The 13,411-nt window shown below is 64.1% G+C and carries 12 protein-coding genes; 2 read left to right on the top strand and 10 right to left on the bottom strand.

What is annotated here, in order from left to right:
• Position 1: 1 nt before the first annotated feature.
• Positions 2-2,329, top strand: a complete 2,328-nt coding sequence (locus tag ACFQ6H_RS12415; RefSeq protein ID WP_378646329.1) for a tetratricopeptide repeat protein — start codon at positions 2-4, stop codon at positions 2,327-2,329.
• 33 nt (positions 2,330-2,362) lie between these two features.
• Here ACFQ6H_RS12415 and ACFQ6H_RS12410 read toward each other — a convergent pair whose 3' ends face one another.
• From ACFQ6H_RS12410 to ACFQ6H_RS12385, 6 genes are all read right to left on the bottom strand, one after another.
• Positions 2,363-3,562, bottom strand: a complete 1,200-nt coding sequence (locus tag ACFQ6H_RS12410; RefSeq protein ID WP_378646327.1) for an acetate kinase — start codon at positions 3,560-3,562, stop codon at positions 2,363-2,365.
• Positions 3,563-3,564: 2 nt separating this feature from the next.
• Positions 3,565-5,643 (bottom strand): phosphate acetyltransferase, encoded by a 2,079-nt coding sequence (gene pta, locus ACFQ6H_RS12405; protein ID WP_317552592.1) that lies wholly within the window; start codon positions 5,641-5,643, stop codon positions 3,565-3,567.
• Between the two features lie 146 nt (positions 5,644-5,789).
• On the bottom strand, positions 5,790-6,803 hold the full coding sequence (gene fgd / locus ACFQ6H_RS12400; RefSeq protein WP_003944371.1) for a glucose-6-phosphate dehydrogenase (coenzyme-F420): 1,014 nt from the start codon (positions 6,801-6,803) through the stop codon (positions 5,790-5,792).
• A gap of 95 nt (positions 6,804-6,898) precedes the next feature.
• Positions 6,899-7,246 (bottom strand): YidH family protein, encoded by a 348-nt coding sequence (locus tag ACFQ6H_RS12395; protein ID WP_378548969.1) that lies wholly within the window; start codon positions 7,244-7,246, stop codon positions 6,899-6,901.
• A complete protein-coding gene (locus ACFQ6H_RS12390) occupies positions 7,243-7,716 on the bottom strand; it encodes an RDD family protein (protein WP_283305840.1) in 474 nt (157 codons plus the stop codon). The genes ACFQ6H_RS12395 and ACFQ6H_RS12390 overlap by 4 nt, the downstream gene beginning before the upstream one ends.
• Positions 7,716-8,450, bottom strand: a complete 735-nt coding sequence (locus ACFQ6H_RS12385) for a hypothetical protein (protein WP_378646325.1) — start codon at positions 8,448-8,450, stop codon at positions 7,716-7,718. The genes ACFQ6H_RS12390 and ACFQ6H_RS12385 overlap by 1 nt, the downstream gene beginning before the upstream one ends.
• A 114-nt stretch (positions 8,451-8,564) precedes the next feature.
• On the opposite strand from ACFQ6H_RS12385, the gene ACFQ6H_RS12380 reads away from it, so the two are divergent.
• Positions 8,565-9,506 carry an alpha/beta hydrolase gene (locus ACFQ6H_RS12380; RefSeq protein WP_378646323.1) on the top strand — a complete coding sequence of 314 codons (942 nt, stop codon included), beginning with the start codon at positions 8,565-8,567 and terminating at the stop codon, positions 9,504-9,506.
• A 28-nt stretch (positions 9,507-9,534) separates the two neighbouring features.
• Here ACFQ6H_RS12380 and ACFQ6H_RS12375 read toward each other — a convergent pair whose 3' ends face one another.
• From ACFQ6H_RS12375 to ACFQ6H_RS12360, 4 genes are read right to left on the bottom strand one after another with little or no spacing between them, the layout of a single operon-like run.
• A complete protein-coding gene (locus ACFQ6H_RS12375; RefSeq protein WP_378537292.1) occupies positions 9,535-10,032 on the bottom strand; it encodes a nucleoside deaminase in 498 nt (165 codons plus the stop codon).
• Between the two features lie 28 nt (positions 10,033-10,060).
• Positions 10,061-11,203: an LLM class flavin-dependent oxidoreductase gene (locus ACFQ6H_RS12370; RefSeq protein WP_378646321.1), complete on the bottom strand. Its 1,143-nt coding sequence runs from the start codon at positions 11,201-11,203 to the stop codon at positions 10,061-10,063.
• Positions 11,200-12,024, bottom strand: coding sequence for a DUF1684 domain-containing protein (locus ACFQ6H_RS12365; protein ID WP_378646319.1), 825 nt, complete (start codon positions 12,022-12,024; stop codon positions 11,200-11,202). The genes ACFQ6H_RS12370 and ACFQ6H_RS12365 overlap by 4 nt, the downstream gene beginning before the upstream one ends.
• Positions 12,021-13,391 carry an NtaA/DmoA family FMN-dependent monooxygenase gene (locus tag ACFQ6H_RS12360; RefSeq protein ID WP_378646317.1) on the bottom strand — a complete coding sequence of 457 codons (1,371 nt, stop codon included), beginning with the start codon at positions 13,389-13,391 and terminating at the stop codon, positions 12,021-12,023. The genes ACFQ6H_RS12365 and ACFQ6H_RS12360 overlap by 4 nt, the downstream gene beginning before the upstream one ends.
• Positions 13,392-13,411: the final 20 nt, after the last annotated feature.

The following is a 13,411-nucleotide window of genomic DNA, read 5'->3' as shown; positions in this document are numbered from 1 at the left end:
CATGACCGAAGAGACCGGCCCCGAGCCCGACGCCACCCAGGCGGCCCTACGTCCCGAGCCCGAAGCCACCGGCGCCTACGAGCGTCCCGAACCTGAAGCCACCGGCGCCTACGAGCGCCTAGAACCGACGTCGGCGCAGATACGGGGAACCACGCCGTCCGCGTCCTCCTCCCCCACCGGCCGCTCTACTCGATCCCGCCGCAGCAGGTCGGGGCGCAAGCTGCGCCTCGGCGGCGGCCTGGTCGAGGTTCCCCCCGTCCCGCAGATCGACCCGGCATCCGCGGTGATGAGTGACCCGACGGTCCCCGAGCGCAAACGCTTCTGTTGGAAGTGCAACGAGCCGGTCGGCCGTAAGAGCGCAAGCACCAAGGCAACTCAGCACGGAACCTGCCCCAAATGCGGTTCCACCTTCGACTTCCGCCCGCTCCTCGAAGAGGGCGAACTGGTGTCGGGTCAATACGAGGTCCAGGGACCGATCGCGCACGGCGGCCTGGGATGGATCTACCTCGCGATCGATCGCAATGTCAGCGACAGGTGGGTTGTTCTCAAGGGACTCTTGCATTTCGGTGATTCCGAAGCACAGGCCGTCGCGGTGGCCGAGCGTCAGTTCCTCGCCGAGGTCGCCAACCCCAGCATCGTCAAGATCTTCAATTTCGTCGAGCATCCGCGCCCGGACGGGACACCCATGGGGTACATCGTCATGGAGTACGTGGGTGGGCGATCGTTGCGCGAGGTGCTGGCCGAATTCCCGGACGGCAAGCACATGCCGATCGAGCAGGCGATCGGCTACGTGTTGGAAATCCTTCCGGCGCTGAGCTATCTGCATTCCACCGGCCTGGCGTACAACGACCTCAAACCCGAGAACGTGATGGTCACAGAGGATCAGTTGAAGCTGATCGACCTCGGCGCCGTGTCCGGAATCGAAGACTACGGATACCTGTACGGCACTGCCGGTTATCAAGCACCGGAGATCATCGAGACCGGTCCGACCATCGCGTCCGACATCTTCACCGTCGGAAGAACACTCGCGGTTCTCACCCTCGACATGCCCTCGAAGCACGGACGGTATCTCGACGGCCTCCCCGAACCCGAGGACGAGCCACTGCTCCGAGACCACGAGTTCTTCCATCGCCTTCTGTTGCGCGCCACCGACCCGGACCCGAAGAAGCGATTTCAGTCCGCCGAGGAGATCGCGGGCCAGCTCACCGGCGTTCTGCGAGAAATCCTCGCGGAACAGACCGGGCAGGAGAACCCCGGACTCTCACTCGTGTTCAGTAGGCAGCGAACATCTTTCGGCACTGACGAATTGGTCGGGCAAACCGATGTGTACGTCGACGGAGTCAGCCACGACGCCGCTCTCGATCCGCGCGAAGTCGCGCATGCACTTCCTATTCCGCTGGTGGACCCCACCGATCCCAGTGCGCCGTTGCTCGCAGCGGCCGTGCACAGTGAGCCGTCGCAGACCCTCGATGCGTTGAAACACGCCCGTGAGAACGGAATCGACCGAACGTCGGGCACACCCGCGGCCTCCCTCTCGGGCGAGGTTCGACTGGCCGAGGCCAAGGCTCATCTCGATCTCGGTGATCCGGAAACCGCACTGACAGTTCTGGGCGAACTCCAGCAGAACATCGGGGACCACTGGAAGATCGAGTGGTATCGAGGACTTGCGGCGTTGCAATCAGGCCGATTCGAGCCCGCTTTCAGTCACTTCGAGACAGTTCTCACCGCACTGCCCGGCGAGGCTGCCCCCAAGCTGGCGTTGGCAGCGACGGCTGAACTGATTCTCCAGCACTGGGAGAGCGACGACCCGGACCAATGGTGCCGCTTCTCCGAGAAGTACTACCGCACCGTCTGGCGGACCGAACGGAACTACGTGAGCGCAGCATTCGGGCTCGCTCGCCAACTCGCCGATCACGGCAACAAGAAGGCCGCCATCGCCGCCCTCGACGAAGTGCCCACATCCTCCCGGCACTACAACGTCGCACGGATGTCGAGCGCGTTGACGATGCTGTCCGGCGTTCCGATCGCCGAACTCGACGAATCGACTCTGCGGGAAGCCGCCCGTCGCGTTCGGGCGCTACCGGCCGAGGAGAGCCGAAGCCTGCAAATGCGAACGCTGGTGTTGGGCACGGCACTCGACTGGATTCGCTACGGCAACCGCTCGCACACCGAACTCGAACCCATCCTCGATCTACCCTTCACCGAGCAGGGTCTGCGTACGGGAGCCGAGGCCTGCCTTCGCGCCCTTGCCCGCGCCACGACTTCCCGCACGCACCGCTACGCCCTCGTGGACCGGGCGAATGCGGTGCGTCCGCGCAGCAATTTCTGACGGACGCCCCGAGGTTTACAGTGCTGCAGAAACCTACAGTGCGGCCACCAAAGCCTTCGCCGCGCGGGCGATCGCCAACTCCTCGTTCGTGGGGACCACGAGTACCTCGACGGCCGAGGACGACGCGGAGATACGACGCTCGTTGCGACTCTTCGCCTCGTTGAGAGCCGGGTCGACCTCGATACCGAGACGGGAAAGCCCGGCCAGGCTGTCGCGTCGTACGTCGATGTTGTTCTCCCCGACGCCGCCGGTGAAGGTGATGACGTCGACGCCGCCGAGTTGAACGATGAAGGCACCGATGTACTTACGCAGCATATGCACGTAGACGTCGTACGCAAGTTGTGCGCCTTCGTCGCCACCCTCGATCAGTGCGAGCAGAGCGCGGAAATCGTTGACTCCGGAGAGTCCCTTCAAACCGGAACGACGGTTGAGGAGGTCGTCGATCTCGTCGACCTTCATTCCCGAGTTGCGGTTGAGGTGCAAGATGATGCCTGGATCGATGTCGCCGCTGCGAGTGCCCATGACAAGACCCTCGAGCGGGGTGAGGCCCATCGTGGTGTCGATCGCCTTGCCGCCCTTGATCGCCGAGGCCGAAGCGCCGTTTCCGAGGTGCAGAACTATCTGATTCAGTTCGGCCGGATCCTTGCCGAGGAAGTCCGCGACGCGGCCCGACACGTATTCGTGTGAGGTCCCGTGGAAGCCGTACCGGCGAATCTGGTTGGCCTTGGCCACGTCCCGATCGATCGCGTAGGTCGACGCTGCCGCGGGCAGCGTATGGAAGAACGCGGTGTCGAAGACGGCTACGTGGGGAACGTCGGGCAGTTCTTCGCGTGCCACCTCGATACCGATCACGTTGGCCGGATTGTGCAGCGGCGCAAGGTTCGACAGATCCGCGATGGCTTTCACGACGCCGTCGTCGATGAGCGTCGGCGAATAGAAGATGTCACCACCGTGCACGACGCGGTGACCGACTGCGATGATTCCGGCCTCGCTCAGCGGCCGCCCGACCTCGGCGACGATGTCGAGCACCATCTTCAGGCCCGCGCGGTGATCGGCGATCGGAAGGCTCCGGTCTTCGACTCCGGTGCGGTGGTTGTAGACGATGTGTCCGTCGGGTTCGCCGATGCGTTCGATGAGACCGTGCGCCACCGATTCCGCCGTATCCGGATGCACGAGTTGAAATTTGATGGATGACGAGCCGGAATTGATGACCAGTACGGTGCCGTCGCTCACTCTTACGCTCCCTGTGCCTGAATTGCCGTGATAGCCACGGTGTTGACGATGTCCTGGACCAACGCACCACGCGAGAGGTCGTTGACCGGCTTGTTCAGTCCCTGTAGAACCGGGCCGACGGCGATTGCGCCGGCGCTACGCTGCACTGCTTTGTACGTGTTGTTGCCGGTGTTCAGGTCCGGGAACACGAACACCGTTGCTTTGCCCGCCACCAACGAATCCGGCATCTTCTTGTCGGCCACACTCTGCTCGACAGCGGCGTCGTACTGAATGGGCCCTTCCACCAACAGATCCGGGCGACGCTCGCGTACCAGCGCGGTCGCGCTACGAACCTTGTCGACGTCGGCTCCGCTACCCGAATCGCCGGTGGAGTACGAGAGCATCGCGATACGCGGATCGATCCCGAACTGCGACGCCGTCTGCGCCGACGAGATCGCGATGTCCGCCAACTGCTCCGACGTCGGATCTGGAACCACGGCGCAGTCGCCGTAGGAGAGAACGCGGTCGGCCAGGCACATCAGAAAGATGCTCGAGACCGTCGAGACGCCGGGGGCGGTCTTGATGATCTCGAAGGAGGGCCGGATCGTGTGTGCGGTGGTGTGGGCGGCGCCGGAGACCATGCCGTCGGCAATACCCAAGTGCACCATCATCGTTCCGAAGTACGAGATGTCGGCGATCACCTCGCGGGCTCGCTCGATGGTCATGCCCTTGTGTGCACGCAGCGCGGTGTATTCCTGTGCGAAGCGCTCGGTGTACTCGGACTGCGCCGGTGCGAGTACCTGTGCGCCACTGATGTCCACGCCGAGTTCCGCCGCGCGTCGACGCACACTCGGTTCGTCACCGAGGATCGTCAGGTCGGCAACCTGACGTTGCAGTAGTCGACCGGCAGCGCGCAGGATCCGGTCGTCGTCACCTTCCGGCAGGACGATGTGCTTGCGGTCGCGTCGAGCGCGGTCGATCAGCTTGTACTCGAACATCTGTGGGGTCACAACGGACGGGATCGGCAGTGCCAGTCGGTCCATCAGGACGTCTGCGTCGACGCGCTGTTCCATCAAGCTCAGGGCGGTGTCGACCTTTCGCTGCGAACCGACTGCCACGCGTCCGCGGGTTTGGGCCGCGGCGCTTGCGGTGTCGAAAGTACCGAGAGTTGTGGTGAGGATCGGAAGGCGCTGTTTGAGGCCGGCCATCAACGCCGCGATGGCCGGGTGCGGTGTGATCCCGCCGTTCATGATGATGCCCGCGAGCGACGGAAATCCCTCCGCCTCATGAGCATTGAGCAACGCGAGCAGGACGTCCGAGCGGTCGCCCGGTGCGATCACGACCATGCCCTCGACGAGACGCTCGAGGATGTGCTCGGCGGTCATGCCGCCCACCATCACCTTCAGTGCCTCGCGGTGCAGCAGTTCCGGGTCACCCGAATACAACTCGCCGCCGGTGGCCTCCATCAACTCGGCCATCGTGGGTGAGACGAGTAGCGGAATCTCCGGCAGGCTCCACGTCGGAACACCGATGTCGGACAGCGCTGCGGTCACCTCGTCGAGCTTGTCGGGATCGCAACGGTTGGCGACGACGGCGAGCAGATGAGCGTGGTTGGCGGCCAACTCGGCAGCGCACAGGTGCGCGAGCTGGGCGACCTCCTCGACGCTGCGCCGAGCGCCGCGTACCGCGAGCAGGACCGGCGCCCCCAGGTTCACGGCGATGCGGGCATTGAAGCTCAGTTCGCTGGGGCTGGCGACGTCGGTGTAGTCACTTCCGATGATCACGACGGCGTCGCACTGCTCGGCCACGGTGTGGTACTTCGCGACGATGTCGGCCAGTGCGGCTTCAGGATCGGCGTGAACCTGCTCGTAGGTGACGCCGAGTGCGTCGGCGTAGGAGAGATCGGCGGTGGTGTGCTCGAGCAGGAGTTCGAGGATGTAGTCGGTTTCCTCGGTCGAGCGGGCGATCGGGCGGAAGACACCGACCCGGGCGACGGTCGCGCACAGCATCTGCAGCACGCCGAGCGCGATGGTGGATTTTCCGGTGTCACCTTCAGGAGAGGCGACGTAGACACTCGACACGGCAGCGGGCGCTTCTGGCATGCCCAACAGCCTAGTGTGGGCCTCCGCCCACCCTGCCACTGATCGTGGCCACGCTCACGCTCGTGCCGACAACCGGCAGCTACGAGAAAGACGAACGGTGCCCGCCACACGTCGAGTGGCAGACACCGTTCAGTTGATCTCGAGGATCAGCCCAGAGCACGCAAGCGGGGCGCGAGGTCACGCTCGAACAGTTCGAGGAACCGGCGCTGATCATGGCCCGGTGCGTGGAACACCAGGTGATTGAGACCGGCATCGACGTAGGCCTTGACCTGCTCGACGGCGTCGTCCGGATCAGAAGCGACGATCCAGCGCTTGGCCACCTGCTCGATGGGCAGAGCGTCGGCAGCGGCTTCCATTTCGATCGGATCCTCGATGCTGTGCTTCTGCTCCGGTGTCAGGGACAGCGGAGCCCAGAAGCGGGTGTTCTCGAGTGCAGCCTCCGGATCGGTGTCGTAGCTGATCTTGATCTCGATCATCTTGTCGATGTCTGCGACGTCGCGCTCGGCCTTGGCTGCGCCCTCGGCAACGGCTGGAAGCAGCTTCTCGGTGTAGAGCTCCATGCCCTTTCCGGAAGTGCAGATGAAGCCGTCACCGGCACGTCCCGCGTACCGGGCGACAACGGGTCCGCCGGCCGCGATGTAAACGGGAATGCCGCCCTCGGGAACGTCGTAGATCGACGCGCCGCGAGTGGTGAAGTACTCGCCTTCGAAGTCGACACGATCGCCCAGCCACAGCTCACGCATCAACCGCACGGACTCACGCAGCCGCGCGAAGCGTTCCTTGAACTCGGGCCACTCGCCCTGGAAGCCGGTCGCGATCTCGTTGAGAGCCTCGCCGCTGCCGACGCCGAGCATGATGCGGCCCGGGTAGAGACATCCCATCGTCGCGAACGCCTGAGCGATGACCGCCGGGTTGTAGCGGAACGTCGGCGTCATCACGGACGTGCCGATCTGCACACGCTCGGTGCGCTCACCGACGGCCGTCATCCAGGCGAGCGAGAACGGCGCGTGTCCACCGTTGTGGCGCCATGGCTGGAAATGATCGCTCACCGCAACGGAATCCATGCCGTGCTGCTCGGCCAGAACTGCCAGCTCTACCAGTTCGCGAGGGCCGAATTGCTCAGCCGAAGCCTTGTATCCGAGCTTGAGTTCCTGCGCCACCGTGCACTCCCTTGTCGTCTGTTTCGTGTACTTCTCTGACATGCTTCTCGTTCTTTGCAGACTATCCAGACACCGCAAGGACTTCTCTGCGTATCTCAGCGAGCGAGGCTGGTGACCACTGTCGCGATACCGGCAGCGACGGCAACCCCCGCCAACGCCAGGGCAAACAGCCACAGTGCGTGCGGTTCCGGCATCGCGGCTCCGTCCTCGAGCGCCTTCTTCACCTGTAGCCAGCGTCGCATACCTACCAAGGCTGCTGCCGCCGAGAGTCCGATCAAGATCAGACCGAGCGCCGTGCGGACCCACCCTGTGCTCCACTCCGGCACCAACTGGACGACGGCGATGCCGCCCGCCAGCAAGGCGAGTGAGCTACGCATCCAGGCGAGAAAGGTGCGCTCACTGGCGAGAGTGAAGCGTTCGTCCGGGCGATTGGGTTCGCTCATGCGTGCTCGCCTCCGTGCGGTGCAACCAGATCCGGGTCCTGACGCCAGTCGTAGACGACCTCGGTGCGTAGAACGATGTCCTGCAGCGATCGTCGTCGTCGATCGACCGCCGACCACAACAATCCGAAGGCGAAGAGTACGCAGAGCACGGCGCGGACGAACGCCAACGGCCAGCGCACGAGGCGATGCCCGGACGTGATCACGCGGAGCCCCATCACGAGGGAGCCGACGGTTCGGCCGGTGGTCGCCCAGCAGGCAGTCAGATACGCCACCGAGACACCGAGAAATGCCGTCGTGGACAGAAAGATTCCCGGTTCCGAGAACGTGAAACTCTGCGGTGAGAAGAGCAGTCGGACGAAGGCGAAGCCTACGTACACGGAACCCATCAGGAGCAGGACGACGCCCAGGTCGATCAGTCCGGCGAGTCCACGGGTGACGATGCCGGCCGGGCCGGAACTCTCCTGGGCCACTAGCGTTCGCCTGCGTTCGTATTCGGATCGGCCTCGGGTGACGGTTTTTCTGGTGACGGCTTTTCTGGTGACGGTGCGTTATCGCGGCCGAACAGTCGCCCGACGAATCCCGCGACGGCGTCGTCCGCCTGCATGCCCTGTACCCGCGCTCCGTGCACCGCTTCCGTGGAGAGTGAGCCGGTCGATTCACGGATCATCTGGGGGAGGTCGACGCCCTCGATGACCTGGTCGGCGATCTTGACGAGGTCGATGCGGTTGACCTGGCGTTCGAGGTCGACGGTGTCGACTATCCCGTCGAGGTCGAGGCGATCGATCACCGCCTTGACGTCGAGGCGACTTGCGATCTCGTCCACGTCGACCCGGTCGATGATCGGTTCGAGCGAGACTCGCTCGGCAATCTTGTCCACGTCGATGTTTTCGGCGATCTTGTCGATGTCCACGTGGTCGACGACGATTTTCGTGATGTCGACTTCGGCCAGAGCAGCGTCGACGACAGCTTTGATCACCGTCCGCAGGGTGGAGTCGGCGAACTCCGCGGTCGAGCGAATCGCGTCCGTGCCGCGGGTGGTGACCTGGGTGATCGCATCGTCGAGAGTGCCACCGACTACGGGGATCCGCTGCACCGAATCAAGGGCGAGACCAGCGGTTCTGCGCGCCGCACCGGCCGTGATCGCAGCCAGCCCGAAGGCCAGCCGAATCACGTCGGATTCGGGGTGGTGCGACTGCGATCCCACGCAATTGTCTCCATCTTCTTATCGGACTGTTACCCGGACATTCGTCACTCTTCTTCGCATTGTGCCACTGTTGGAAGGCACAAATACGCTGTCCGGCTTGCGCCTGGGGGAAATATGAAGACACGTCGTTTCACGGTTCGGCTGACGATGGCGGTGGCAATGGCTGCCGGCTTTCTCGGCCTCAGTGCGCCGACTGCGAGCGCGGATTCCGTGGTCAGTCGCATCGACGTCTACTCACCCTCGATGGACCGTTGGATCGCCAACGACGTGATCTCCCCGGCCGGCGGCGGCGCTGCCCCGACGTTCTATCTGTTGACCGGCGTCGGCGGCGGTGAGGACGGAATCTCGTGGTTCAACAACACCGGAGTCCGTGACTTCTTCAACGACAAGCACGTCAACGTGGTCATGCCGGTCGGCGGCAAGTTCAGCATGTACACCGACTGGAACGCCGACGATCCGGTACTCGGGCGCAACAAATGGCAGACATACCTCACCAAGGAACTACCGGCTGCAGTCAACGCTCGGTACAACACGACCGGCGTCAACGCGCTCGGTGGTGTGTCGATGGCTGGTGGGCCGGTCCTGGACCTCGCGATCCAGTCGCCCGGCACCTACCGCGCCGTCGGCTCGTACAGCGGCTGCCCGCGCGCCGGCGACCCGCTCGGTCAGGCAGCGGTGCGTTCGATGGTCGAGATACTCGGCGGCGGAAACGCAGGCAACATGTGGGGGCCGTGGGGTAGCCCGCAGTGGGCTGCGCACGACCCGCTGATCAACGCCGAGAAACTGCGCGGTACAGCACTGTTCATCTCGACCGGCAACGGACTTCCCGGCCCGGTGGACGGAATCAACTCACTGGCGATGGCTGCCGGGGTCGTTCCCGGCGCTGTGCTCGAAGGCATCACCAACATGTGCACTGCCGCATTGCAGGGTCGATTCAATCAACTCGGCATTCCCGCGACGTTCAGCTTCCGCCCCGAGGGCACCCACACCTGGGGACTCTTCGAAGCTGACATGCGTGCATCGTGGCCGATGATCGCGGGCGCTATCGGGGCGTGAGCCTCACGGCCCTCCTAATGCCATGGCGTCAGGTGAGACTGCGCGCCCAGTCCCGCATCCCGGCGGGGCCAGTGCCAGTGGCGTATTCAGCGAACAGATTTCGCGCTTCGTCACGGCGGATGCCGCCGAGGACTTCACGCGGCTTACAGAAAAACGGAAGCTCCACAGGCGGCGCCCACAGCTGCACGAGTTCCGCCGCACCGTCGTTCGGGGATTCGAGAGCGAACCACACCCGAGTCACACCGAGCGTGATCGCGGCACCCATACACATGAGACATGGTTCGAGATTGACCGCCAATGTCAATTCACCCGACGCTCGAGCGAACCCGAGAGCCTCGTCGGCCTGCAAGAGCGCTTGAAGGTCCGCATGGACTACCCGTCGGCCGAGTGCCCGTTCTTGCGTATACGCCCGCCCGAGCACACGGTCGTCGTCGAACACGACTGCGCCGATCGGCATCTCCCCGAGCTCCATGCCCTCACGCGCTACGTCAAGAGCAACCGCAAGCGCATCTCGAGGTGCAAACATCACTCGACACTAATGGACCAAGGCAACCTCACGCTGCCAGTAGTGCGGGTAGTCCCCATTCCTTGGCGAGCAGTTCGTACGAGCGCAGACGATCCTCGTGTCGATAGGTCACTCCGGTGATCACCAATTCGTCCGCCCCGGTGAGCTTCTGCAGACTGTCGAGCCTGTCGGCGACGGTGGTGGGCGAACCGACGAACTGCGTGATCAGCCGATCCTCCACCACTGCTTTGTCGGCGTCGGAAAGTGGGAGCGCCGTCTCCGGATCGGGATACGGGATTGCTCCGTGCCCGCTGCGGATGCTGTGCGTCCAGTGCCCGAACGTCGACGCCAACTCCCTGGCCGTCGCATCGTCCTCCGCGGCAACAACATCCGCGGACACGACGACGTACGGCTCGGAGAGAACTGCCGACGGCCGGAATGCCGCACGGTAAGCCTCGACCGCGTCGAGCGTACTCGACGGCGCCACATGGTAATTCGCACCGAACGGCAATCCGAGTCGTCCGGCGAGTTCGGCACTGGGGCCCGCGCTGCTTCCGAACACCCACAGTTCGACGTCGGCATTCTCGCCGGGACTGGCGTGCAATTCGATACCGTCGCGGGTGCGGTTGGTTCCGTTCAGAAGCGAGCGTATGTCGTCGACCTGCTGCTCGAAATCGGGCGCCTGCGCTCCCGGAAACGCCAAGGCCTCGAACGACGCCTGCAATCTCGGTGACGTGAGGAGCCCGGTCGGATCGAAGGGCGCCGGGATCACCACACCCTCACGTACGACGTTCTCCCGCTTCGATTCTGCGGGGGCAGTCGTCCCGGCAGCGACCGCGCGAAGTGCCTCCACCCGACGCTGTCCGCTGCGCCCGATGCCGAGATCGATACGACCCGGATACAACGCTTCGACGGTACCGAAGGCCTCGACCACCTGAGCCGCCGTGTTGTTGCCCAGCAGCACGGCGGCCGAGCCGACGCGAATGGTGTTGGTGGCGGCCGCGATCAGCCCGACAAGCACTGCTGGCGACGAAGAGGCAACACCGACGAAGTGGTGTTCGGCGACCCAGTAACGCTTGTATCCCCACGCTTCGGCAGAACGAGCGAGGTCCAGCGAGTTCCGCAAAGCCTGGCGGGCCGTTCCGCCCTCACTGATCGGCGAGAGGTCGAGTACGGACAGCGGCGCGCTCACCTCGGTCCGCTTTCGGAGCGGGTGTCCGGTGTCTTCTCGCCGGCTTCCACCGCGAACGCCAGGCGGTTCTCGGCGGGGGCCACCGGGCACGTCGCGTAATCGGTGAACGCGCAGGGCAGGTTCGACGCCCGATTGAAATCGAGGACTACCGCGCCACCGGGTTCAGGTGCACTCACGTGCAGCGAGCGGGCGGCCGGGTAGGTGGACACCCCGCTGGTCGCGTCGGTGAACAGGATGTGAAAGCCGTTGTCCTTGCCCGCGAACGCAATCAGAGTCCGAGTTTCTCCGTCGTGTTCGAAGCTGATGGTTCCGCGAGCGTCGTGATGATGTTCGAGGCGCTCGACGACCGCACCGGTCGTCACCGTGCGAGCCTCCTCGAAAGCTGTGAAGATACCGTCGATGCGCCACTGCAGGTTCGGCTCGAAGGTCGGGATACCACTGAACTGCGCCAATGCCGGGGCTGCCGAATCGTGGATCCGCAGGGCTACCTCGCCGGTGCGGCGGATGACCTCGACCAGACGTTCGCCCTGCTTGACGATCAGGCCCGGCGCCCCCTCGATCGGATTCAGGGTGGACGAACCGTCCACTGCGACACAGTCGATCGAGAGATCGTCTGCCGCCGTTGCGGTGACGACCACGGCATTCGCGTCGGCGCGCCATGCACCCGGAAGGTCTGCGAACGTGGAATCGGTGTCCACCAGCCAATGCAACGCAGTCAGGCTCAGCCAGCCGAGTGGTTCACTGAAGGTCGCGTCGCGCGAGGCGTGCCAGGCATTCCAATCGCCGGTGAAGGTGCTGGTGGACGTGTCGGTAACGGTCATGATGCGCGGACTCCTTCAGCCTGCTCGTGCGGGTGGCGCAGCCCGAGATGGCTGCGCAGAGTGGTTCCTGAGTATTCGGTCCGGAAACTGCCGCGGTCCTGCAGTTCCGGTACGACGGTGTCGATGAACTCGTCCAGTCCCGCGGGGGTGAGGTGGGGAACGAGGATGAAGCCGTCGCTCGCGTCGCCCTGGACGTAGCTGTCGATCTCGGCAGCCACCTCGGCGGCACTGCCCACGAACTGTTGGCGGGCAGTCACTTCGATGATGAGTTCACGGATGCTGAGGTTTTCGGCCTCTGCCTTCGCTCGCCACTGATCGGCGACCGCTCGCGGATCCTTGACGTGACGGACGCGTCCGCGAGTGATGTTGACGTCGTCCGACGGATCTTCCTTCGGCAACGGGCCGTCGGCGTCGTACTGCGAAAGGTCTCTGCCCCAAACCTGTTCGAGAAAAGCGATGGCAGTCTGAGGTCCGACCTGCTGCCGCCGGATGTGATACGCCTTCTCCTGTGCATCCGCTGCGTTGTCACCGAGGACAAAGGTGGCGGCGGGGAGAATCTTGAGGTCTGCGTGCGTGCGTCCGTACTTGGCCAGGCGCCCCTTCACGTCTGCGTAGAAGGCCTTGCCCGCTTCGAGGGTTCCGTGCCCGGTGAAGATGGCATCGGCCTTGGCGGCGCCGAACTCGCGTCCTTCGTCGGAGTCACCGGCCTGCAACAGAACTGGGTGCCCTTGCGGACTCCGCGGCACTTCGAAGCGTCCGGCGATGTCGAACTGCTTGCCGGAGTGCTGGAACTGGCCGACCTGCTGGTCGGTGGCAAAAACACCGCGTTCACGGTCGACGATCGGACGGTCGATGCTCCAACTGTCCCACAGCGTCCGTACTGCGTCGACCAACTCGTTGGCGCGTGCATACCGCTCGGAATGCTCCAGATACCCGCCGCGGCGGAAGTTCTCGCCGGTGAAAGCGTCCGAGGAGGTGACCAGGTTCCAGGCGGCGCGGCCGTCGGAGAGATGATCGAGCGTCGAGAACTGCTTGGCCAACTCGTACGGTTCGTTGAACGTGGTGTTGATAGTCCCGGCCAGGCCGAGATGCGTTGTCACACCGGCAACCGCATTGAGAATACTGAAGGTGTCCGGGCGACCGACCACGTCGAGGTCGTGAATTTTGCCCTGATGCTCGCGTAGGCGCAAACCCTCTGCGAGGAAGAAGAAGTCGAACAATCCGCGTTCGGCACTGCGTGCGAGATGCTCGAAGGAGCTGAACTCGATCTGGCTCTTCGACGCCGGATCGGTCCACACCGTGGTGTTGTTCACGCCGGGGAAATGAGCGCCCAGGTGAACTTGCTTGCGAATCCTGTTCTGTGTCATCGGTGTTCCTGTTCTCTACT

The sequence above is a fragment of the Rhodococcus sp. NPDC056506 genome (assembly GCF_042794945.1).
GTDB lineage: Bacteria > Actinomycetota > Actinomycetes > Mycobacteriales > Mycobacteriaceae > Rhodococcus_F.
This window is presented reverse-complemented; position numbering and strand designations above follow the sequence as displayed.

Coding starts and splice junctions, on each gene's coding strand:
- ACFQ6H_RS12360 (WP_378646317.1), bottom strand. CDS start 13,391: ATGACACAGAACAGGATTCGCAAGCAAGTTCACCTGGGCGCTCATTTC.
- ACFQ6H_RS12395 (WP_378548969.1), bottom strand. CDS start 7,246: ATGAGCGAACCCAATCGCCCGGACGAACGCTTCACTCTCGCCAGTGAG.
- ACFQ6H_RS12380 (WP_378646323.1), top strand. CDS start 8,565: ATGAAGACACGTCGTTTCACGGTTCGGCTGACGATGGCGGTGGCAATG.
- ACFQ6H_RS12365 (WP_378646319.1), bottom strand. CDS start 12,024: ATGACCGTTACCGACACGTCCACCAGCACCTTCACCGGCGATTGGAAT.
- ACFQ6H_RS12375 (WP_378537292.1), bottom strand. CDS start 10,032: ATGTTTGCACCTCGAGATGCGCTTGCGGTTGCTCTTGACGTAGCGCGT.
- pta (WP_317552592.1), bottom strand. CDS start 5,643: ATGCCAGAAGCGCCCGCTGCCGTGTCGAGTGTCTACGTCGCCTCTCCT.
- ACFQ6H_RS12415 (WP_378646329.1), top strand. CDS start 2: ATGACCGAAGAGACCGGCCCCGAGCCCGACGCCACCCAGGCGGCCCTA.